Origin of the sequence: Paenibacillus profundus (assembly GCF_021369635.1) — a bacterium.
GTDB lineage: Bacteria > Bacillota > Bacilli > Paenibacillales > Paenibacillaceae > Paenibacillus_B > Paenibacillus_B profundus.
The window spans coordinates 81,794-105,200 of the sequence record NZ_JAJNBZ010000021.1; the positions used below are offsets into that span (position 1 = coordinate 81,794).

The 23,407-nt window shown below is 51.2% G+C and carries 20 protein-coding genes; 13 read left to right on the plus strand and 7 right to left on the minus strand.

The window, feature by feature from the left end:
• The first annotated feature begins 29 nt into the window (after positions 1-29).
• The 11 genes from LQV63_RS21300 (at position 30) to LQV63_RS21350 (ending at position 12,009) form a co-directional block, all read left to right on the plus strand.
• Entirely contained in the window at positions 30-842 is an 813-nt protein-coding gene (locus tag LQV63_RS21300) for a DeoR/GlpR family DNA-binding transcription regulator (RefSeq protein ID WP_019420913.1), read from the plus strand.
• Positions 843-1,183: 341 nt separating this feature from the next.
• Positions 1,184-1,924: a glycerophosphodiester phosphodiesterase gene (locus LQV63_RS21305; RefSeq protein WP_233698218.1), complete on the plus strand. Its 741-nt coding sequence runs from the start codon at positions 1,184-1,186 to the stop codon at positions 1,922-1,924.
• A gap of 33 nt (positions 1,925-1,957) precedes the next feature.
• The gene (locus LQV63_RS21310; RefSeq protein WP_233698219.1) at positions 1,958-2,929 is read left to right on the plus strand and encodes an ABC transporter permease; all 972 of its coding nucleotides are present in this window, start codon (positions 1,958-1,960) and stop codon (positions 2,927-2,929) included.
• 71 nt (positions 2,930-3,000) lie between these two features.
• Positions 3,001-4,725, plus strand: coding sequence for an extracellular solute-binding protein (locus tag LQV63_RS21315; protein ID WP_233698220.1), 1,725 nt, complete (start codon positions 3,001-3,003; stop codon positions 4,723-4,725).
• Positions 4,726-4,851: 126 nt separating this feature from the next.
• The gene (locus LQV63_RS21320; protein ID WP_026011011.1) at positions 4,852-5,721 is read left to right on the plus strand and encodes a carbohydrate ABC transporter permease; all 870 of its coding nucleotides are present in this window, start codon (positions 4,852-4,854) and stop codon (positions 5,719-5,721) included.
• 60 nt (positions 5,722-5,781) lie between these two features.
• The gene (locus LQV63_RS21325) at positions 5,782-6,672 is read left to right on the plus strand and encodes a CehA/McbA family metallohydrolase (RefSeq protein ID WP_019420918.1); all 891 of its coding nucleotides are present in this window, start codon (positions 5,782-5,784) and stop codon (positions 6,670-6,672) included.
• A gap of 9 nt (positions 6,673-6,681) precedes the next feature.
• Positions 6,682-7,593, plus strand: a complete 912-nt coding sequence (locus LQV63_RS21330; RefSeq protein ID WP_233698221.1) for a metallophosphoesterase family protein — start codon at positions 6,682-6,684, stop codon at positions 7,591-7,593.
• Entirely contained in the window at positions 7,577-8,920 is a 1,344-nt protein-coding gene (locus LQV63_RS21335; protein ID WP_233698222.1) for an MATE family efflux transporter, read from the plus strand. The genes LQV63_RS21330 and LQV63_RS21335 overlap by 17 nt, the downstream gene beginning before the upstream one ends.
• A 234-nt stretch (positions 8,921-9,154) precedes the next feature.
• Positions 9,155-10,210: a fatty acid desaturase gene (locus LQV63_RS21340; protein ID WP_019420921.1), complete on the plus strand. Its 1,056-nt coding sequence runs from the start codon at positions 9,155-9,157 to the stop codon at positions 10,208-10,210.
• Between the two features lie 66 nt (positions 10,211-10,276).
• A complete protein-coding gene (locus tag LQV63_RS21345) occupies positions 10,277-11,413 on the plus strand; it encodes a sensor histidine kinase (RefSeq protein WP_019420922.1) in 1,137 nt (378 codons plus the stop codon).
• The gene (locus LQV63_RS21350; RefSeq protein WP_019420923.1) at positions 11,410-12,009 is read left to right on the plus strand and encodes a response regulator transcription factor; all 600 of its coding nucleotides are present in this window, start codon (positions 11,410-11,412) and stop codon (positions 12,007-12,009) included. Before LQV63_RS21345 ends, LQV63_RS21350 begins: the two co-directional genes overlap by 4 nt.
• Positions 12,010-12,570: 561 nt before the next feature.
• On the opposite strand, the gene LQV63_RS21355 is transcribed toward LQV63_RS21350, so the two are convergent.
• From LQV63_RS21355 to LQV63_RS21385, 7 genes are all read right to left on the minus strand, one after another.
• Complete coding sequence (locus LQV63_RS21355) at positions 12,571-13,113, minus strand: NADPH-dependent FMN reductase (protein ID WP_233698223.1); 543 nt, start codon at positions 13,111-13,113, stop codon at positions 12,571-12,573.
• A gap of 257 nt (positions 13,114-13,370) precedes the next feature.
• Positions 13,371-13,754, minus strand: a complete 384-nt coding sequence (locus tag LQV63_RS21360; protein WP_019420925.1) for a DUF3899 domain-containing protein — start codon at positions 13,752-13,754, stop codon at positions 13,371-13,373.
• On the minus strand, positions 13,755-15,413 hold the full coding sequence (locus tag LQV63_RS21365) for a peptide ABC transporter substrate-binding protein (RefSeq protein ID WP_233698224.1): 1,659 nt from the start codon (positions 15,411-15,413) through the stop codon (positions 13,755-13,757). It lies immediately after the preceding gene.
• Positions 15,414-15,462: 49 nt separating this feature from the next.
• Positions 15,463-16,416 carry an ABC transporter ATP-binding protein gene (locus LQV63_RS21370; RefSeq protein WP_233698225.1) on the minus strand — a complete coding sequence of 318 codons (954 nt, stop codon included), beginning with the start codon at positions 16,414-16,416 and terminating at the stop codon, positions 15,463-15,465.
• Entirely contained in the window at positions 16,397-17,431 is a 1,035-nt protein-coding gene (locus tag LQV63_RS21375) for an ABC transporter ATP-binding protein (protein WP_233698226.1), read from the minus strand. The genes LQV63_RS21370 and LQV63_RS21375 overlap by 20 nt, the downstream gene beginning before the upstream one ends.
• A 12-nt stretch (positions 17,432-17,443) precedes the next feature.
• Complete coding sequence (locus LQV63_RS21380; RefSeq protein WP_019420929.1) at positions 17,444-18,391, minus strand: ABC transporter permease; 948 nt, start codon at positions 18,389-18,391, stop codon at positions 17,444-17,446.
• A 1-nt stretch (position 18,392) separates the two neighbouring features.
• On the minus strand, positions 18,393-19,319 hold the full coding sequence (locus tag LQV63_RS21385; RefSeq protein WP_019420930.1) for an ABC transporter permease: 927 nt from the start codon (positions 19,317-19,319) through the stop codon (positions 18,393-18,395).
• Between the two features lie 734 nt (positions 19,320-20,053).
• Between LQV63_RS21385 and LQV63_RS21390 the strand changes: the two genes are divergently transcribed.
• Both LQV63_RS21390 and LQV63_RS21395 read left to right on the plus strand, forming a co-directional pair.
• On the plus strand, positions 20,054-21,880 hold the full coding sequence (locus tag LQV63_RS21390; protein WP_233698227.1) for a sensor histidine kinase: 1,827 nt from the start codon (positions 20,054-20,056) through the stop codon (positions 21,878-21,880).
• Complete coding sequence (locus tag LQV63_RS21395; RefSeq protein WP_233698228.1) at positions 21,858-23,399, plus strand: response regulator transcription factor; 1,542 nt, start codon at positions 21,858-21,860, stop codon at positions 23,397-23,399. The genes LQV63_RS21390 and LQV63_RS21395 overlap by 23 nt, the downstream gene beginning before the upstream one ends.
• Positions 23,400-23,407 lie beyond the last annotated feature (8 nt).

The window sequence follows — 23,407 nt, forward strand, 5'->3', positions numbered from 1 at the left end:
TCCATGATGGAAATGAGGAAGTGATATCGATGTCTCTCTTAGCGGAAGAACGCAAGCGGCACATTATGGAGCAGCTAGATGCGGGCGGCAAGGTGCGCGTCATCTCGTTGGCCGAGCAGCTGCATGTCTCCAATGAGACGATTCGCCGCGATCTCGCTGTTCTGGAGGAAGAGGGGAAGTTGCGGCGTGTATACGGCGGAGCTGTCAAGGTGCAGTATGATGAGGGCGAGCCACCGTATCAGCAGCGGCAAATCCTCAACCATGAAGCCAAGCAAGCGATCGGCTGGCGGGCGGCGGAGCTGATTCAGGACGGCAACACTGTATATATGGATACGGGGACGACGATACATGAATTGGCCCGGGCCCTGAAGGGGAAGAAACGGATAACGGTCATAACCAATTCCTTGACGGTGGCCAGTCTGCTGCGGGAGTCATTATCCCAAGGCCTATTCAGCGGAAGGGTCATCATACTGGGGGGTGAGATCTCGCCCGAGCAGCAGTCTGTCAGCGGACATCTATGTCAGGAAATGCTGGGTAATTTCTATGTAGACAAGGCGTTCATCTCGGTAGGCGGGATGTCGATCATGACGGGAATTAGCGACTATGACATGAATGACTCCGTCATCTCCAGAATGGTTACGTCGAACGCGAAGGAAGTAATTGTTCTTGCCGATCACAGCAAGATCGGCATACAGGCCTTCTGCCATATTGCACCGCTGGAAAAGATCGACGTTATCGTATGCGATCAAGCGCATCCGCCGTCATGGACGCAAGAGTTGGAAATCAAAGCGATTACTTGGATTGTTGCCAATTGCACGGTGGAGACGAGGAACCGGACTTGAATCCGGTTCTTTTTTTTGTTCTCAGGTAGAAAATGCCACAACAAACCACATTCTTGTTGATACAGGACCGCCAATCAGCTCCTTACAACCTGTCATGGAGATTCAAAATACGTCCAATCGGGCTTAAAAAAACGTTAATATCCCGTTCATATCACGAAAACATTCATTAATTATAGTATACATATCACAACAACAGAAAAGAAACAAAAGGAACGTACAGCAAACGTTACGGGAAGAGCAGCATCAAAGCTAATCAACAGCAAACGTTGCAATCAAAAGCACATTAAAGCTAATCAGCAGTCCGCATTCATCAGCGGCGGCTAATCATAACCGAGGTGAGCATGTTGTTGAACAGAGAGGAACGCCCGCTTGTCACCGCTCATACTGGCTGTGGCGAAGCGCCCGCCAATACGTGGGCGTCATTCATGGAAGTGGTGGCCATGAGGGCGGATATCGCTGAACTGGATATCCGCATCACTTGCAAGGAGGAGCCCGTTCTCCTTCATGATCATTCGCTCCTGCTTGAGCTATATGACGCCCGGCAGCTGAATCGCATGCCGGCCAGAGCAAGACTCGGACCGCCGCACCGCGAGCATGGGCTGGTATTGCTCGCAGATGTCATTGAAGAGGCGAAGCGGCGCGGAATGAAGCTGAACCTGGATATCAAGAATGCGGAGAGCGTCAATCCGACACTCCAGATCGTCAAGGCGCTCCATGCTGAAGGGCTCGTGTATGTCACAGGCTGCACGGAAGGAATTCAGGTCGATACGGAGGGGATGTCGCTGCTGTTGAATGCCCCGGAATCGACGGATGAGGATGCAGGGACAGACGAGGCATTCATTCAGCGCATATGCGAGGAAGCCAAGAAGCAAGGCTACCGCGGCATCAATCTTCATTATTCGATGTGCAGTCCGGCATTCGTCGAATGCGCTCATTCCCTTGATCTGATGGTATCGGTATATACGGTAGATGAGGCTGTGATGATGCGCAGCTTGATGGATATGAGAGTAGACAGCATCACGACTATGATGCCGGAACAACTGATGCGGTTACGGAAGGTGGACGAACAGCATGAGGCATAAACAGATCATTTCCGTGAGGGAGGTGCAAGAGACATGGAACGGAACACATCCGTCATAAATGCGGCGGAGCTAAGCGGGCTCGGACGCGCCAGCGAACGGTCGCGGTTATGGAGAAGGATGGGGCGCCATTATCAGCTGTATCTGCTGCTGCTTCCCTGTATCGTGTTCTTTATTATATTCTCTTACATCCCCATGGCAGGGCTTGTGCTTGCCTTTAAGGATTATCAGTTCAACAAGGGAATATTCGGCAGCCCGTGGATTGGGCTGACCTACTTTGAAATGTTCTTTCAGGATCCACAGAGCATCCAGCTTATTCGGAACACGCTTATCATCAGCGCTATGAAGGTATTTCTGGCCTTGCCTTTCCCGATTATATTGGCGTTGATGTTCAACGAGGTTAGGAACTCCAGACTGAGGAATCTGTTCCAAGGCATCGCTTATTTGCCCCACTTCTTCTCATGGGTCATCGTCGTCGGGATGCTCCAGCGCATTCTGGCGCCGGATACAGGGCTCGTCAACCAGGTAATCTCATGGCTGGGCGGTGATGGCAGCACCTTCTTCCTGATGGAAGAGAGCGCCTTCTATCCGACCATGTTCTGGAGCTATATATGGAAGGATGTCGGGTGGAGCTCAATTATCTACTACGCGGCAATCGTGGGCATCAATCCTGCGCTATACGAAGCGGCGAAGATGGATGGCGCGAACAAGTGGCGCCAGATCTGGCACATTACATTGCCTGGAATCCGGCCGACGATTATCGTGCTGTTCATCTTGTCGTTGGGAAATATCTTATCCGCCGGGTTCGACCAGATCTATCTGCTTAAGACACCGGGGAATATGAATGTCTCGGAAATATTGGATACGTACATCATCTATATGGGATTGGAGAGCGGCCAATTCGGCTTTGGTACGGCGATTGGCATGATGCAGGGCGTCATCGGCTTGATTCTCGTGCTGACCGTGAACCAGGTGGCTAAGAAATGGTTCCAATCATCGTTGTGGTAAGCCGAGGGGATGGATGCAAGTCTCATTCCATTAGCTATTCATATATTCAACCCAGAGGAGAGGGAGTAGAAATGACATTGAATCGAACGCATCTTTGGTCCAAATTGACGGCACTGACGATTGTATTTTCCATCCTGCTGACGGCATGCGGCGGGTCCAGCGAACCGAATGCCGCGAAGGAGGCCGGCACGGAAAAGGAAGCAGCCGCAGGGAAGCCTTCTACGTGGATTGCCGATCGCAAGATTAAGGGTCTTATCTTCATGGGCAGCGATGTTACCGAAGGTATGAACCCGGACATTGCCAAGAAATTGAAAGAAATGACCGGGATCGAACTGGAATTGCAGGCGGTCGGACATGACGGGTCGAAGAAAGCGCTGGCGGCAGGACTGGCCGCAGGCGACTTGCCAGACTTCATCGGATACTATCTGAACCATAGCGGACGTCCGGAGATGGAGCTTGTGAACAAGGCGGCTCGCGAGGACATGTTCCATGATTTGGCGCCTTTCCTGAAGGACACGAACATATACAAGAAATACACAGAAGACGATTATTTGCCGCTTGATACAAAATACGGCGTGCTATTCCGGCCGGAATTCAATGGATCGGCCTATACGATTCATCTGAATATCCCGCGTGAGGGAGGATATGAGGTACGGAAGTACGTACCGGGTCCCTATATCCGCAAGGATATTGCCGATTCGCTCGGCGTAGATCCACGTTCTATCACGACGTCGGAGCAGCTCTATGAATTGGCCAAGAAGATTAAGGACGGTAACTTCAAGGACAAGAACGGCAAAGATATCTATCCAATCGGGCCGACGGTATGGGGAGGCATTGACCGGGATGTCCTGTATAACGACTTGGTGTGGACAGGCTTCAACGGTGAAGGATTCAAGCGGGACGGGAATGGCGTCATTCTGCATGAAAGCCAGACGGAGTACGGTCTGAAGCGCGCTGAATTCGTGCAGAAGCTCATCCGTGAGAAGCTGATGCACCCCGAATATTATTCGATGGAAGAGAATCGGGCGAAAGAGGGCGTACTGAACGATTCCTTCGCTATAATCGGGGACGTGCATAACTATGTCATCGAGAACAAGGACAACCGGTATATTCCGCTCGGACCGTTGAATTCGGTGGACGGCTCATACCAGATGAACTTGACGTATAAGGGCGGTTACGGCGCATGGTCTATTCCGAAGACAACGAACAATCCGGAAGATATCGTGAAGCTGGCCGACTTCCTGGCGAGCCGTGAAGGCAAGCTGCTCTGGAAGTATGGGCTGGAAGGCCGCGACTATGACTTGGATGCGAAGGGCAATCCGGTGCCGAAGCAAGAAGTGCTCGATCTGTTGGATAAGGATCCAGTCAAGGCGAAGGAACTCGGCTTCGCCGGTGTAGGCAACGATTGGGGCTGGTATCTTGGCGGCACGGACTTGAACGACCTGGCTGACTTCGGCGAAGCGAGCTACGGAGAAGCTGCCAAGCCGGATGTGAACAAAGGTCCGTTGGAAATCGCACAGTATTGGCGTTACGACGAGAAAAAGCAGCAAGCGAACATTAAGGACGGCTATGCCGCACTGGCATTCATCGGCGAGTTCGGCAAAGGAACTCAGTTGAACATGGCGCTTGACAAGTACAAGGAAAGCTTAATCCGCGCGTACTATGCGAAGGACCTGAACGAAGCGAAAGCAATTCTCGACAGCGCGGCGGCGCAGTTGAAGACGGCTGGACTTGATGATTATATCAAGCTGTTGAAAAAGAAGGATCAAGATCCGAAGACGAAGCTTCTGTTCTAATTGGAAGGAAGCGGGCAAGAGGAGAGGCCTTCCCCCGCTGGGTGGGGGGCTCTCCATCCATGAATGATTGGAGGGACGATGATGAGAAAGACGGCTGCGCCGCTTCCGGCAACGTTCGGAGGGCTCATGACGTTTCTGAATTACGGCTTGCTTGTATTGTTGTGCTTGTCCATTATTTTGCCGACATTGAACGTGCTGGCGCTATCGTTGAACGTGGGGACGGACGCGGCCAAGGGCGGCATTTACTTCTGGCCGCGGGAGTTCACGCTGGACAACTTCAAGGAAGTGTTCAGCCAATCCAACATCGTGAACGGCTTCTTCATCTCGATATTTCGCACCATTTTAGGTACCTTTCTAAGCGTGCTGCTGACGGCGATGGCGGCTTACGCGCTCAAGAGCAAGACGTTGCCCGGCCAGAAGCAGCTTACCTTCTTCGTGTTCTTTACGATGCTGTTCAGCGGCGGGCTCATCCCTTACTACATCGTGCTGAAGGAGCTTCATCTGACCAACAGCATATGGGTGTATGTCATACCAGCTCTGTACAGTGTATGGAACATGATGATTATGCGCTCGTTCTTTCAGCAGATGCCGGAAGGACTTGAAGAGGCGGCGCGGATCGACGGCTGCAGCGATATCGGGATATTTACCCGCGTCATTCTGCCTACCAGCAAGCCCGTCATTGCCGCCATCTCTTTGTTCAACGCGGTAGGGCACTGGAATGATTGGTTCACGGGCGCCTTCTATGTGCGCGATCCGAACCTGAAGCCATTGTCAACGCTGCTGCAGGAAATGCTCACGAAGCAGCAGGCGCTGACTGAGACGCTGATGAGCTCGGCGGGTTCGCTGCAGATGCAGATGCTGGACAAGATGCAAGTTACCGGCACATCTCTGAAAATGGCGACTATCATTATCGTCATTACGCCGATTGTCCTCGTATATCCGTTTTTGCAGAAGTATTTTGCCAAGGGTGTGATGATCGGCTCGATGAAGGAATAGAAGATTTTCGTATTGTGCTTAACCCAACTACTTTGCTCATCATGACAGGAGGCTGGCTGCATGAACATTAGAAATCCATATGCACAAGAAGGACTGTGGCTGCGGGGAAGCTTCCACAACCATACGACGAACAGCGACGGTCATCATCCTTTGGCAACGGTATACCGGATGTACAATGATTATGATTTTCTAGGTATTTCCGATCATGATCAGATTACGCCGCATACGGACGAGAGTCCGATTCCGACACTATTCGAAGCGATCGAGGTGAGCAGCCCGCAGGCGCACATGCTGCTGGTGCAGCCGCCGGATACGCTGATGGACGATTATACGAACGAGTTCACGATTGGCAATTACGAGCGTCTGTCTGCAATGTGTCTGGAGAACGGCGGGATATCGGTGCTGGTCCATCCGAACCGGTATTTCTCCCAATACTGGAAGTTCACAGATATGCTCCGGCTGTCGTCTTATACAGGCATCGAAGTCATCAATGGCGACGGTCATCCGCAATATGACATTGCATTCGACAAGTGGGATGCCCTGCTGTCCTCAGGACGGAAGGTGTGGGGCTTCGGCAACGACGACTTCCATGCGTACGGCCAAGAGCGCAGAGCGTGGAATATGGTGTACGCCCGCGAGAACACCAGAGAAGCGGTGCTGAGCGCAATTCGCCACGGCAGCTTCTACGTGTCTACCGGATACGGATTCGAGTCTATCCGTACGGAAGGATCGACCATCGTGGCAGAGCTGCCGTCCGACGTTCATCTGGATGGGATGTACAAGTACGCAACGCTCATCGGCCAGAACGGAAGGGTGCTTCATGAGGAGACGGGCAGGTTCAAGCAGATTGTGTACGACTGCAAGGGGGATGAAGGGTATGTGCGGATGGCGGTCTATTTGGAGGGGGGCTTCGGAGCGTTCTCGCAGCCGCTGTTCCTGGAACAGGGGTGACTTATTGAGATGAGCATTCCGTTGAAATTTCGCCCAGATGGCACATTTACAATCGTTCAGTTCACCGACCTGCATGTCGGAGGCGGCAAGGACGAAGAGGACTCCTGCACCTTGGCCTTGACCGAGCGCATCATCGAGGCGGAGCAGCCCGATCTGATCGTCTATTCCGGCGATATGCTGTACGGGAAGGAAGTGGAGCAGCCCATCGCCGCGCTGCGCCGGATCGCCGCGGTCCCGGAGCGGAGGCAGGTGCCATTTGCCGTCATCTTCGGCAATCATGACGCGGAGAGCAGCGCGACCCGAGAGCAGCTGCTGGAGGGGATATCGGCTTATCGGCTCTCGATATCGCAATCCGGGCCGATGGATATTCACGGGGTAGGCAACTACAGCCTTACGGTGAAGTCGTCAGCGGATTCATCCGATGCAGCCCTGCTGTATTTGTTCGATTCGGGTGATATGGCTCCCGCATCCGTCGGGGGATACGCATGGATTCATCCGGATCAAGTGGATTGGTATCGCCGGGAGTCGCTTCGTTATCATCAGCAGAACGGCAGCCCCTTGCCGAGCTTGGCCTTCTTCCATATTCCGATACCGGAGTACAAGGAAGCTTGGGAATCCGGTCAAGCCTCAGGCATTAGGCATGAAGCCGTATGCTGCCCCCGTCTGAACAGCGGGCTGTTCACAGCGATGGCCGAGAAGGGAGATGTTATGGGCGCCTTCGCCGGCCATGATCACGATAACGATTATGTAGGCGCATTGCACGGGATTCGGCTCGGGTACGGAAGAGTGACAGGATACGGCGGTTACGGCACACTGCAGCGGGGAGCCCGTATTATTCGCCTGCTCGAGGGGCAACACCGTTTCCAGACATGGATCCGGTTGGATGACGGGAGTGTTGCCAGATATGAGCACAGCGTATAGCTCTCGCTACGGCATCCTGTCCTTGACATGGCCGATCTTCATGGAGTCTCTGTTCGGAATGCTGCTCGGCACCGCGGATACGATGATGCTGAGCAGCTATTCCGACGGAGCTGTGGCGGCCGTTGGCGTAGCCAATCAGATACTGACGGTAGTCGGCCTTATGTTCGGATTCGTTACCGTGGGCACGAGTGTCGTGCTCAATCAATGGATTGGCGCGGGCAAGCTGCACGAAGCGGATGCAATCAGCAGAACGGCCCTCACGTTGAATTTGATGATCGGTCTTCTGTTCAGCGCAGTATTGTGCGCATATGCGGACGTGTTCCTGCTCCTGTTCAAGCTGCCTCCCGATTTGCTGGCAGAAGGCAGCGCTTATTTGTCCATCGTCGGCAGCTCCGTGTTCATGATCGCCATTAATATGACGCTCGGTACAATGCTGCGCTGCCGGGGAATGGTGAAGGACATGATGGTCATCTCGTTCGGCGTCAATCTGCTGCATATTCTCGGCAACTATTTGGTTCTAATGGAACCGTTCGGGATGCCGATTCTAGGCGTGGAAGGCGTGGCTGTATCCACTTGGATCAGCCGGGCTATCGCTTTGGCTGCTTATTGGGCTGTGTGCAATCGGCGGCTGGAGCAGCCGGTGCGCTTGATGAATCCTTTTCATATGAGAAAGGGGAACCTTCATCTGATCTTCAAGCTGGGAATACCATCGGCAGGCGAGCACGTATCCTATAATCTGTCCCAGGTGGTCATCACGTATTTAGTAGCCTTATTGGGCGCGGCAGCATTGACGACCAAGATTTATACGCAAAACATTACGTCCTTCGTCTTCGTCTTTTCAATGGCGATTGGCCAAGGCACGCAAATTATGGTTGGCCACTTGATTGGGAGCATGCGCAAGGATGATGCCTATCAATCCGGCATTCGCCATCTGAAGCTGGCGGTTCTTGTGTCGCTTGCCGTGGGCATCCTCCTGTACAGTCTGTCCGATCTATTGATCGGTCTCTTCACATCCGATTCGGAAATTATGCGGCTCGGGAAGCAGCTCATGCTCTTGTCCATTCTGCTGGAGCCGGCCCGTGCCTGCAACATGGTGCTCATTAGTTCCTTGAATGCGGCGGGCGATGTCAAGTTTCCGGTGCTCATCGGCTTGGTGTCCATGTGGGGGATCAGTGTGCCGTTGGCCTATGTATTCGGGATTGTATTCGAGCTGGGGCTGACAGGTATCTGGTTGGCGTTCGCCATTGATGAATGGGTGCGGGCGCTTGTGATGCTGCGCAGGTGGAGGAAGCGCGCTTGGCAGCGTTTGAACATTTTAGCAGCGTAATCAGGCGGATGAGAGGGTCATGGGATAGAGTCCCATGGCTCTTTTGGCATGAAACCTAAATAAATGCTGATGCAGCACGTATGCTCCGCCTCCCTATATGACATTTGTCATACTCTCGACTTGACGTTTATGACTACAACAAGCTGGTTGTATTTTCTATACTGAAGATAGGAATCTGCCGTTGTTGTTCGGATATGTTCCCCAAGTGTCATACCCTAGGAGGAAAAACATACGATGACTCAATCCAAACTATCCAGCTTAAAGAAAAATGTCGCACCATATGAAAAAATCGATTTGAAATCTAGCATTCGGCAAATTATTAACACCTTGGTGCCTTTAGTGCTGCTCTGGTATGCAGCGTATTTAAGCCTTTCTGTATCGTACTGGCTTACCATTCCCATTGCGATCGTCGCTTCAGGGTTTGTTATCCGGACCTTTATCATTTTCCATGACTGCTGTCATCAATCGTTCTTCAAAAGCCGCCTAGCCAATGATATACTTGGCACCATCACGGGTGTCATTACACTCGTTCCGTATCAACAGTGGAAAAATAGCCATTCGATTCATCATGCAACGAGCAGTAATCTCGATAAACGGGGAACCGGAGATATGTGGGTTCTTACCATAGACGAATATGCCGCAGCTCCCTTAATGAAGCGAATTGCTTATCGGATATATCGGAATCCATTTGTAATGCTGGGGCTCGGACCGATTTTTATTTTTCTATTTTCATACCGCTTTAACCGCAAAGGAGCGAAGCGGAAAGAGCGAATCAGCACTTACGTAACAAATGTATCCATCGTCGCTCTGTACGCGCTGCTGTGCTGGGCCATTGGATGGCAGGCGTTTGTCATGGTCCAGGGACCGATCTTTTTCTTATCTGGCATGTTGGGGATCTGGTTGTTCTATGTCCAGCATCAGTTTGAGGATTCTTACTTCGAGAACGAAGATGAGTGGAGCTATGTGAAGGCTGCCGTGGAAGGAAGCTCTTATTATAAGCTGCCTAAGATTTTGCAATGGGTAACCGGTAATATTGGGTTCCATCACGTTCATCATTTGAGCCCCAAAGTGCCAAACTATAACCTAGAGAAGGCGCATAATGCAACTCCACCCCTGCAGAAAGCAACGACGATTACAATCGGGACTAGCCTGAAGTCGCTCCGTTTTCGACTATGGGATGAACAAAATAAAACGTTTGTAGGTTTTAAAGATATCAAGCATGTGCTGCGCAAGCCTAATTCTGTAGCCGAAACGATGAAAAGCCGCACCCCAAGCGTGCAGGGAAAATAAACGCGCTCATAAACGTTTGTGTTAATATACAATTAAATAGTTCAGCGAAGAAAAGGGGGGACGACCATGCAGAAGTGGTATCAGATTTTTCACAAAAGCACGGGTCTTAGTCCGTATGTGTGGGTCGTCTTTTACATCCTCCCGTTTTATTTCATTTTTCGCGCCTCTTCCACGTACGAAGTTGTAATTGGCATCGTTATGATTCTGATGTTCTTTATTTGCTACGTGCTTTCCTTTATTTCGAAAGGCTGGCTGATGTACTTTTGGACATCCGTGCAAATATTGATCTCCATTACGATGACCTTGTGGTTCGGCTATGTGTATTTCTCACTCTTCTTAGCGTTTTTTATAGGGAATATCCAACACCGGATCGGATTTTTTACGTTATACACCATCCATCTCGTCAGCACGATCGCAACGATCAACTTTGGCTTTGTAACGAAAAACCCTGTATTGATTTCCCAGCTGCCGTTTGTCCTTGTCAGTCTGATCGGCGTGATTCTGCTTCCTGTCACCACTTACAACCGCAACAAGCGAGAAAAACTGCAGGACCAGCTGGAGGATGCGAATAAAAGGATTTCCGAACTGGTCAAGCTGGAAGAACGCCAACGAATCGCCCGTGACCTCCATGATACACTTGGTCAGAAGCTCTCCTTAATCGGTCTGAAGAGCGACTTAGCCGGTAAATTAATAAGCAAGAACCCGACCCAAGCCCAATCCGAGATCAACGATGTCCGTCAAACGGCCAGAAGCGCATTAAAGGAAGTTCGGGAAATGGTCACCCAAATGCGGGGTACGAGATTAGAGGATGAGATGTTTCGAATCAAGCAGATTTTGAAGGCGGCTGAAATTGAATTTACCTTGGAAGGCGACCAAACGCTGTCCAACACCTCTCTGTTGAACGAAAATGTGTTGAGCATGTGTCTGAAGGAAGCGGTGACCAACATCGTGAAGCATAGCAATGCTTCGTCTTGCTCGATCGTCATTGAGCCATCACATACCGAGCTGAGTGTCAAGGTGAAGGACAATGGGATCGGCATAGCAGGGGATTCCGTCTACGCAAGAGGAAATGGGCTGCGGGGCATGAAAGAACGGCTTGAGTTTGTGAACGGAAGTATGGAAATCGTATCAAACAATGGAACGATGATCGTAATTAAAGTGCCGAACGTATTCAAGCAACCGGAAAAGGAGGTGGGGATATGATTCGAATTGTAATCGCCGAAGACCAGCGGATGCTGCTGGGCGCTCTTGCTTCCCTGCTTGATCTGGAAGAGGATATGAGTGTCGTTGGCAGAGCACGCAATGGTGAGGAGGCCGTACAGTTGGTTCACCTGCATAAGCCGGATATTTGCATTATGGACATTGAAATGCCGGGGAAAAGCGGGTTAGACGCGGCTGAGGAGCTAAAGGGATGCGGTTGCAAGGTGATGATATTAACCACTTTTGCCAGAGCCGGATATTTTGAGCGGGCTTTGAAGGCGGGTGCGAACGGCTACTTGTTGAAAGACAGTCCCAGTGAGGAACTGGCTGACTCGATACGCAGCATTATGGCCGGCCGGCGCATCTATGCATCGGAGCTGGTGGATGAGGCATACAGTGAAGAGAATCCGTTGACCGAGCGGGAGAAGGAAGTGCTGGGGCTTATCGCTGACGGTAAAAATACGAAGGAAATCGCCGAGCAGCTGTATATTACAACAGGGACCGTCCGCAATTACATTTCCGTTATCCTCGATAAGCTCAATGTCAGCAACCGGATCGAAGCCATCACGCGGTTCAAGGAAAAGGGATGGTTCAAGTAACGGATACCGCTGACATCCATTTAGAAGCGCATCCTGGCCGGTGCCGAATCCTGTGGCTCGCATCGCATCATTGATACATCTAGTCCGGGCTAGATATACACCATTCGTATCCCGCACATTGCTTGCGGGTTTTTTGCGTCAGTAGTAACTTCATGCACATATGACCGAAATTGGGAGACTGTACCCAAAATGGGGCTGCTCTATTGTACGTTCTACTCACTCTCCCTGTCATTCAGGTTGCACCCACCGTGGTATGACCTTTCGTATCCTTTGTCCACTCTCCCATACAGTCAGAAAGGATGTTGGCGCGGATACGGCATATGCTGATTCGTATAGATGCTATGGCATAAAGCGGACAATGGTGATGTCGGCTGCCCAGCGTCGGCATAAAGCGGGCAATGGTGATGTCAGCTGCCCAGCGTCGGCATAAAGCGCACAATGGTGACGTCGATTGCCCTCTTGGCCGTGCTTCTTTCTGAAGGATGGGGAGAGTGAAGCAAAGGAACGAATGAAGCAGTCCCCGTCAACAATTCTCATTTCATGGTTTGTAATCTTCTAGCCTTAGTAACAAGCCTGCTCAAGTGCCTGGAGCACGGATAATAACTCCTGCTTTAGTTTTGGATCCGTAATAATGCCTTCTTTATTCAGTTTCAAAGTGATGTGCGGTATGATCAATGTTCCTCTCTCTACAATCTCAGCATTAATCATTTTAAGTGTAAGCAGAAGTGAAGCATGAGCTTTATCCCCGCCCATTGGAGTTGGTGAGGCACTGATTACCGCTGTAGGTTTATTCATAAACTCGGTTGTAGATACGAGCCAATCCAGGGCATTTTTCAAAACGCCAGGCACACCGTTCCCATATTCCGGTGTACATAAAAGCACACCATCTGCTTCCTTAAGCTGTGTTCTTAGTCCTCTGACCGGAACAGGTCCTTCGTCAATATCGATGTCAGGGTTAAAATGTGGAAGGTCGCCCAACCCGCTATAGATGGTGAATTTCATGTTTTCCGGGGCTAATCCGATGATAGCATTCATAAGTGCTGTATTCGAGGAGTTTTGACGAAGACTCCCCGAAATAGCCAAGAGTTTAATTTCCTTATCCATTCAACATCATCTCATTTCTTCTGTGATTGTGTTCTCATATTCCTTGCTGTCTAAGTAACGGAACCAAGCTTTCCCATCAGACTTGAAACGGTAATAGGATATCCCAACTATTGTTCACATATATCAGATATCAACATTAAGGATTAACGCAGCCTTTTGATTAGCAGTGAAGAAAGCAGCAGGCTATCCCTACTGTAGAACAAAATCTACGCAAAGGATAGCCTGTCTGTATGATCAGATCATATGATGAGGCAAATTCAAAAATAGAAAAGCAGGAGACTTACAGACCCGATCAGCATGCCGGAGCCGCCGCCCAAAGCGTAAGCTGCCAACTTGCGGGAAATAGAGACTTTCCAAGCGAGCAGGGAGCTATCGGATTGAAGCCGTTCGTTTTCTTCCCGCAGCGCTTTTGATTTTTGAACGAATAGTGATCCAAGTCCCGCGAACCCCCGCAAGACAGGTGTCAAGAATCCGGTGTGCAACACATAACTGCTAGCGCCTATGACCAACGCAATCAAGCTATACAAGAATAGCTGATTGACGATGGCAATGTCTGCGGCATTGCCGAAGGCAGATGGCGAATATGTGATGTAGAGCATACCCGCCACCATGAAGGTAACTGCAATATAACGCTTGAGCATTTATTGTTCGACCCGTGTTGCAAAGCGCAGATCAGGGTTGGAACGAGCATCGAATATGATGCCTGTTACCTTAGGACTTACCAATGCAGTGTCTGCTGAGAACAGGATTGGAATGATCGGCAGGTCATCCATCAGCACTTTCTCCGCTTGTTGAAGCAATTCAACCCGCTTGTTCGGGTCCAATTCGTATGTGGACTTTTCGATCAGATTATCGTACTCCTTGTTGCTCCAGTTCGTGAAGTTGTTGGAGTTGCTAGAAGTATAATGACCCAGCACGCCCAATGGATCCAAATAGTTGCCTTCCCATCCCATCCGGGCAGCTTGGAAATTTTTCTGCTTGAACGTATCGATGTAGGTCTTCCATTCCTGATTCTCCAGCCTGATTTCCACGCCCAGATTTTCTTTGAACATTTCCTGTAGAGCTTCCGCCACTTTCTTGTGATTATCCGCCGTGTTGTACTTGAACGACACCGGCGGAAGCTGGGTCAAGCCCTCTTCTTTTAAACCTTCCGCAAGCAATTCTTTCGCTTTTTGAGCATTGAACTCATAATATTTCTCTGGAGCATCGTCGCGGAAGTCTTTGCCAGACGGATTGGTCAGCCCATAAGGCACATATCCGAGAGCAGGCGTTTCCCCGCCCTTCGTCACATTTTTCGTGAGGGACTCACGGTCGATGGCGTAAGCGAAGGCTTGTCTGATTTTTTGATTGGTAAACGGTTTTTCCTTCACGTTAAACGAATACGTATAGACGCTAAAAGAAGGATGAGACAAATATTCTTTATTTTGCTTTTCTTGATCAATAGTATCCAATGGCAAGGACAGGATCATGTCCAGATCGCCAGTTTTGTACATTTGATAGTAGGTCGTTGCGTCCTGCACCATTTTAAAATGAATCGTCTCCATCGAGATGGCATCCTTGTTCCAATATTGATCGTTCTTGGCCAGCGTAATCTGTTCGTTATGCTTCCATTCCTGTGGAACGTAAGGCCCGTTGCCGACAATCGTGTTGGACTCGGCTGCCCATTTCTCGTCCTTGTCTACTACCGTCGAACGGACGGGGAGATAGGCATGTCCCACCGCAATAATAGGGAAGATGCTGAGCGGCGCTTTTAATTCCACAACTAACGTGTGTTCATCTTTGGCCGTTACGCCAACGTCTTCCGCGCTCCCTTTGCCCGTGTTATATTCCTCGGCGCCCTTAATGTAGTAGAGAGAGGACGGGTCATAAGCGGCCGTCTTCGGATTCAATATACGCTTCCAAGAGTACTCGAAGTCTTGGGCTGTTACCGGATCGCCGTTGGACCATTTGGCTCCATCGCGGATGGTGAAGGTGTATGTCTTGGCGTCGGCTGACACGTCTACCTTGCTGGCCGCGCCCTCCACGATTTTTCCGGATTTGTCATAGGTGTAGAGCCCTTCGTATAGATTATCGATAATAAAATACGAAGTCGTGTCCGATGCGAAGGCAGGATCCAGTGTATACGGTTCTCCGCCGGACAGATTCGTGGTCAGCACCTGCGGAATCTTCTCAGCAGCGGTCTCGGCAGTTCCTTGCGCTGCGCCGGACGGATTGGCGGCACTGTTATCCTTGCCTGCGCACCCAGCCAAGGCGGCTGCTGCGAATAGTAGAATAGCTATCATTACGTTCCATTTTCTCATTGTCTTTCCTCCGTTAATATAAGTAGGTGATCGAAAAGGCTACTAAAAACTAATATAAATGGCAAGCGACCCAATGGTTGGGGCGCGCCTCCTTGCCTTCCGGCATGTGATGCGCACACACATCCGTGGCGGCGGGACATCTGGCGTGAAACGGACATCCCGTTGGCGGAGAGAGCGGGCTTGGCGGATCTCCTTGCAGCACGATTCTTTCGCGCAGCCTTCTTTCCGAAGGGTTCGAAGCCGGTATTGCCGAGAGAAGCGCCTGCGTATAAGGATGGAGCGGTTCACGGAACAGTGAGCTGCGGTCGGCCAGCTCCATCATTTTGCCTAAGTACATCACGCCGATTCTGTCGCTAATATGCTTGACCATGGCCAGATCGTGGGCGATGAACAAGTAGCTCAGCCCTTCTTCCGCCTGCAGATCCTTCAGCAGGTTGACAATCTGCGCTTGAATCGACACGTCGAGCGCCGATATCGGTTCATCAGCGACGATGAACTGCGGCTTCACCGCCAATGCACGCGCGATGCCGATCCTCTGCCTCTGTCCGCCGCTGAATTCATGGGGGAATCGCAAGGCGTGATCCGGATGCAGGCCGACTCTTTCTAGGAGCTCGGCGACCCGCTCTTTTCTGGCTTGCCCCCTTGCCAGCCGGTGAGCGTCAATCCCTTCCGCGATAATATCTCCGACTCTCAGCCGGGGATTAAGGGAGGCATGCGGGTCTTGGAAGATCATTTGCATATTGCGGTTCAATTCCCGTTTCTCTTTGGCTCGGGCCAGAGCAGTGTCTTTGCCGTTGAACACCACCTTTCCGGATGTAGCGTCGAGCAGTCCCACGATTGTTTTTCCAAGTGTTGATTTACCGCTGCCGCTTTCCCCTACGAGCCCGAGCGTCTCTCCGGGTTGGATGGTTAAGCTGATTCCGTCAACCGATTTCACGACCCGATCGGAAGCGATCTGAAAATGCTTGCGCAGCTCGTGAATTTCAAGAATGGGCTCCGGCATATTCGTTCCTCCTTGCTGCGATAGGTGCGTGCTCCACAGGGGAACGGGGATCGTTCAGCCAGCACCGCGCGCTATGGTTATCAGTGAATGACATGGCTTCAGGCAGATGATGGACGCACACCTCCATCGCGTAAGGACATCGCTGTGCGAACGGACATCCCTGCGGCGGCGAGTACAGATCGGGCGGAGATCCCTCAATCGGTACGAGGCGCTCCTGATCCGGCGCATCCAGCTTCGGTGTCGATTGCAGGAGTCCCCAGGTATAAGGGTGTCTGGGGCGCTCGAAAATATCTTCTACCGTACCCGTCTCCACAATAATTCCGGCATACATCACGGCAACGCGATGAGCCACTTCAGCCACGACACCCAAATCATGGGTGATGAGCAGGATGGAGCTGCCCATGCGTTCCTGCAAGTCGGTCAGCATATCCATGATTTGCGCTTGTATCGTCACATCCAGCGCGGTAGTCGGCTCGTCTGCGATGAGGAGCTTCGGGTTGCAGGCAAGCGCAATCGCAATGGCGACGCGCTGCCGCATGCCTCCGCTGAACTCATGCGGATACTGGTGATACCGGCTGGCTGCGTCGGGGATGCCCACCAGCTGCAGCAATTCGATGGTCCTGCGCCGCGCCTCGGCCCGGGTAAACTTCTGGTGCTGCAGCAATCCCTCGCCAATCTGCGCGCCAATCTTCATGGTAGGGTTGAGCGACGACATTGGATCTTGGAACACCATGCCAATCTCGGAGCCCCTTATTTTCCGCAACGCTCTTTTGTTAAGACCTGTAATGGGTTGGCCTTGAAAGTGAATCTCTCCGCCTTTAATCGAGCCGTAGGGAGAGGGAAGCATGCCCATAATAGCCCGGGCCGTCACGCTCTTCCCGCTGCCGCTCTCGCCTACGATTGCCAATGTTTCCTGTTCGTTGATATGGAAGGACACGTCACGCACGGCTTGAAGTTCCCTCTCACGGGAGCGGAAAGCAACATTCAGATGACGAACCTCCAGCAAATGATTCATGCGTGCACCTCCTTAATTGTGCGACCGGGGATCCAGGACATCCTGCAGCCCGTCGCCAAATGCATTAAACGCAAACATAGTGAGCGAAATCATTAATCCGGGGAAAAAGAGCCGCCACCATTGCCCGCTCAGGATGACCCCGAGTGAATCGTTGGCCATCGTGCCCCAACTGGCCGCAGGGGCTTGAACGCCCAGACCGAGAAAGCTGAGGAACGATTCGGAAAAGATGGCCGCCGGTATCGTAAACGTCAAATTGACAATAATGATGCCTGCTGCATTCGGAAGCAGGTGCTTGAAAATAATGCGTGCATGCGACGTTCCCAGCTTTTGCGCTGCCAATACGTACTCTTGCTGCTTCAACTGCAGCATCTGGCCGCGCACTACCCGCGCCATTCCCACCCAGCCCGTAATGGACAGCGCGACAATCATTGTGATGATTCCGGGCTTCATAATGACAAGCAGCAAAATAATGACGAGCAGATAAGGAATGCTGTACAAAATCTCAACGATGCGCATCAAAATGCTGTCCACCCGATCGCCGAGGCGTCCCCGCCCCGCCATATAACCGGATACGCCGCCCACCATAATTCCAACCACCAAGTCGATGGCCGCCGCGGCAAAGCCGATCGTAAGCGAGATTCGGGCACCGGCCCAGGTCCGCGCCCATACATCCCGCCCCAGATCATCGGTGCCGAACCAATGCTCGGCTGAAGGGGGCAGGTTCGTTCGCGTCAAAGATTGTGTGCTCGGCGAATGGGGGAGCAAGGACGGGCCTATCACCGCGAGCAATATAATCAATAGCAGCAGGGCAAGCCCCAGCACTGACAGTTTGTTTTTCAATAATTTCCGGATCATGTCTCTCCATAAGGGAACGCTTGGCCGGGTTAGGACCTGATCTGCCATGCTGCTCCGGTCTATGGGGTGGAACAGATGATCCAATTCGGCTGATGATGCTTTCATGCTAATCTCCTTTGCTGGCTAGTTTGATTCTCGGATCGACGAACCGATAGGACATATCTATCAGGAATAAAGTGACCACCAGGACGGCGCTGTAAAAAATCGTCGTGCCCATAATGACGGGATAATCCCGGTTGAAAATACTGTCTACAAAATATTTGCCGATGCCCGGGATGGCGAAAATTTTCTCGACAACGAAGGTGCCAGTGACGACCGAGGCGAATAGCGGCCCCATAAAGGACAACACGGGAATCAATGAATTCCGTAGCCCGTGCCGAACTACTATCTTCCAAGTGGACAAGCCCTTGGCTTCGGCCGTCTGTATATATTCCTGATGCAGCACCTCCAGCATGCTGGTCCTCACGAAGCGGGCGATGATTGCCACGGGAGTGACGGCTAACGCCAACGACGGCAAGATCGTATGCCTCCATGTTCCCCAAGATGCGACGGGGAGCAATCCCCATTTCACCGCCATATACTTAATCAGCAGCGGGGCTAAGATGAAGCTCGGAATGGAGATGCCGATCATAGCGACGAACATGGATATATAGTCGAAGGTGCGATTATGGTTGAGCGCCGCGATAGTGCCCAAGGCGGTTCCGGCAACAAGCGCCAAGAGCATGGACTGTATGCCCAATATGGCGGATGGGAGAAAGCCTCTGGCAATCAGGGTGTTCACATCTGTTGTTTTGGATTGAATGGAAGGACCCAAGTCCAAGGTAAGCAAGCTTTTCAAATACAATATATATTGAGTGGGCAATGGCTTATCCAAGTTGTACCTGGCCCGCATATTTTCCAAGACGGATTCAGGGATGGCCTTGGAATCGGTAGCAAAAGGATCGCCCGGGATAATATGCATGATTACAAAGGTTAAGGTGACGATGATCCACAGGGTAACCAGCATGGTGAACAGCCGTTTTAGCACATACATATTCGTTTATTCTCCTGTCTCTATAATTCTTAGTAATGTAATCCGAATAGTAAGTATATAGCTTGAAAAAAGAGAACTCCCTATATCCCATTAAAAGGATGAGTTGTTAACTAAATTAAAATAGTTAAACCTGATTGGAATAGTATGAATAATAGGACAGAACCGGGGAGTTGTCAACTTATGAATATGTAAATTTTAGAGTTTAGGATATTACGAGAATGGAGGGCGTGCGAAGTAGTGAAGGTAGAGATAAGGTTGGTTCCGCTTTCAATAGAGAGGGGAGGGAAATAAGGACAAAAGGTTGGAAGGGCTTCCCTTTGCCTCATCCATTGGATCAAATGCAGTCTCCCTGCCATTTAACCGCTCAATCCTTGCTTTCCGCTGTAGGTTTTCCAATGGGCTGTTCGGGGGCTGCTGTTACCGTGCGAGCAATAAGCGCCTAAGAAACAGATGAACTCATTTTGCCAGAAAGATGAGCAATATAGAGTTCTCAACTCATGTTGCAATAGATAGGCTGCCTTGATCGATCCGTTAGCCGATCAGTTTCCAGATGCGCAGCACATGGAATTATGTGTCCCTTGAGTATATTGACTCATGCGTTACACTAAGATTAGAAGTTCATCCACACGCTGCTCACCTAAGATTCTGCACCGATGCCAACCAGCTTGCGATGGGCTTTTTGTTTTTTTGCAATGTAAGCGCATTAATGGCGCTGTCAGCGGGGAGAGGATTGAATGCGGAACATCAGGAACCGGCTGCGCAATGTAAGCTTGAAGCATAAGCTCATTATCGTGTTTTCATGCTTTCTCATTATTCCATTCGTCATCATCGGCGGCACGTTGTCGTGGCTGTATATGGATTCGAACCGGAATATGATTTTGGACGCAGCAGTGGACAACAACAACCAGATCGCCAAAAACATCGATACCTCCCTGCAGCCCTTGCTGCGGCTGGCGATGTACCCCGAGCGGGATCAGACGATATTTCAAATTATGCGCAAAGACTATGATTCGCTCCCTTATCCGTTATACGAGCGGGGCCGGGACTTCGATACGGTGAACGGAATTATTCGAAATAGCATGATGCTCTATACGGATCTGTTGGACTCGGCCGTCATCTATCAGAGCACCAATCATGTCGTAGTGGGGCGAAGTAATAACGGCTATATGGATCATCGTTATTTGGAACAGGAATTTTACAGCGAGCCGTTTATCCAAACGATTTTGCAGCAAAAAGGGCTTGTCGTTCCGGTCGGCATCCATCCCGAGAAGCTGATGTCGTTCCATGACACTCCGGTCGTATCGATTGGCCGCGCCATTGTCGACCCATATACGAAGGAGAACCTAGGCTTGATTCTGCTTAACATCGGCATCGACAAGCTGGCAGGCTTGTGGAGCAGCATTCACTTCACGGAGCATACGCAATTCTATTTAATTGATGAGCAGAAGAACATCGTATACAGCAAAAATCCGGGGGATATCGGGTCGGCGGCAGCAAACGTGCTGGAAAATAGGAAGCCTGCAGGCGGCGGAGAGCTCGAAACGAGGGAAGATGCCGATAATTACATTATCACGTCAGCTTCCGAGGTGACGAATTGGCAAGCGGTGACGGTTATACCGAAGCAGGAGTTGTTCTCGTTCGTGGACGTTATCGTGCGGACGATTTTCATTTCGCTGCTCGTTCTGCTCGCCTTGTCCATTCTTGCTTCGATATATATCGCGACGAGTATTACGAAACCGCTTTCTGCCTTGAACGCGAAGATGAAGCAGGTCTCCCAAGGCAAGCTGGACGTCAACATTGATATTCAGCATGGGGAAGTGGGCCGAATCAGTATCACGATCGACCATATGCTGCAGGAAATCCGGCGGCTGATTCAACGCATCTATGACGAAGAGCAAGAGAAGCGGCGGTTGGAACTGCTGGCGCTCCAATCGCAGATTCGGCCGCATTTTATGTACAATACGCTCAATGTCATCAAGTGGATGGCAAAAATTCAAGGAGCGACCGGAATCGAAGAGGCGTTGACCGCTTTTTCCTCGGTGATCAAGTTTACGGCGAAGGCAGAGAGCGACGAGGTGACGATTCAGGAGGAAGTCGAGTTCATCCGGAATTATACGAATATATTGGATTTCCGTTATCTTAACAAATTCGAGGTGGAGTATGACATTAACCCGGAGGTGCTTCCATACAAGACGTTGAAATTTCTGCTGCAGCCGCTGGTGGAAAACGCGATTTTTCACGGCTTCGACGGCATTCCTTACAAAGGGAAGCTGAGCATTCGCATCCACCGCGAGGGCGAGCATGTCGTTATCATTGTCGCTGACAACGGTAGAGGCATGTCAGGTGCGGATCTGGAAGAATTGCAGCCCGGTCCGGGTTCGGATCCGATGAACGGGATTGGGGTGAAAAATATACGCTCGCGCATCGAGCTGAACTATGGGACAGACTGCGGCCTGTGGATGACGAGCACAGAGAATGCCGGAACGACCGCCAAAATCATCATTCCGGTCATTACAGAGGAAGAACGGGGGGATTGCAATGAGAGTATTAATCGTGGATGACGAGCCCTTGGTTCGTATCGGGTTGAAATCGGCGATCCGCTGGGAAGCGGCCGGCATGGAAATCGTGGGCGAAGCCGCTGATGGCGAGGAGGCGATAAAGCTCATTTTGGAGCGGCAGCCGGATGTTGTCATGCTTGATATCAAGATGCCGAAGAAGGACGGTCTAGAAGTGCTGCAGGAGATGAAAGCGCTGCACGTCCCGGCGAAGGTGATCATTCTGAGCAGCTTTGACGATTTCGCTCTGGTAAAAAAGGCGATGAAGCTGGGGGCCGCTGATTATTTTCATAAGCCGAGCATGAATGTGCAAGAAATCGAAGCGGTGCTGGCCAAATTAAAGGAGGAAGCCGAGGCCGGTTCCGAAGGATCGCCCAGCCTCAGCGACGGCTCTGTTCAGAGCAAGGAGGATGTTGTGCGCCACCTGCTTCGCGGCAGCTTGAACGGCATCCGGCAGACGAAGCTGCAGGAGGGCAACTTGTATGCGCTGCTGTTCACGATTAAAAATTACACGCACGTTTTTAAACGTTACACGAAGGACAATGCGTCCATCCTGCCCAATACGATCGGGAACATCGTCTCTGAGCTGCTGTCGAAAGAGCCAGAGGCGGAGTATGTGCAGTTGGAGGACAACCTGTACGCCGTATTGGTGAGCCATAGCAGCACGAAGAGCGTGCAAGCCTCGTTCGCGCATGTGAACGAGCTCGTCTATCTCATTAGCGCTGCGCTGAAAAGGTTCGTCAACATCGACACCGTGTTCGGAATAAGCGGGCCCGTACAAGTGTATCAGGAGTGCGGCCAGGCGGTCATGCAGGCGCAGCAGGCGCTGGCAAGGAAGTTCTATCACCCGAACGACCCGATCTTTTATGCCCAGGCGCACCGGGAAGGGGATGCCGAGCAAGCGCTGGAGCAGGTGAACGCTCATATCGCGGCGATGAAGAACGGGCTGAAGGACGAGAAATACGATGAATTCGCCCGCAGCCTGTCCGCGTGGGAGCAGTTCCTGCAGCAGAGCGAATGCATGGACGAGAAGGATGTCCGCAAAATTTATCAAGGCCTGCTGTTCATGCTGAAGGACGGCGAGGAATATTGGGGCGATGCGAACCGCTTGGAAGAGATTGAGGATTTCAGCGAGCTGTCGGTTGTCTATCATTCGCTGTTCAATGAACGGCTGGCGGAGAAGTTATCGCAGCAGCATAAGGAATACAGTCCGCTCATCCGCGGTATTTTGCAATATATCGATACGAATTATCGGGAAGAGATCTCGCTCAAAAGCTTGGGGGAGCAGTTCCACGTGAGCCCGAACTATGTTAGCCGACTGTTCAAGCAGGAAGTGAACCGGGGCCTGTTCGATTATCTCAATGAGGTGCGCATCGAGAAGGCGAAGGAGCTCTTGCTGGATTACCGTTACAAAATTTACGAGGTGGCGGACATGACCGGCTTCAATAGTCAGGTCCATTTTGCGATTGTGTTTCATAAGTATGTCGGTATGTCGCCCAAGGAGTACCGCAAAGAAACGGTCTGAGTCCCTTT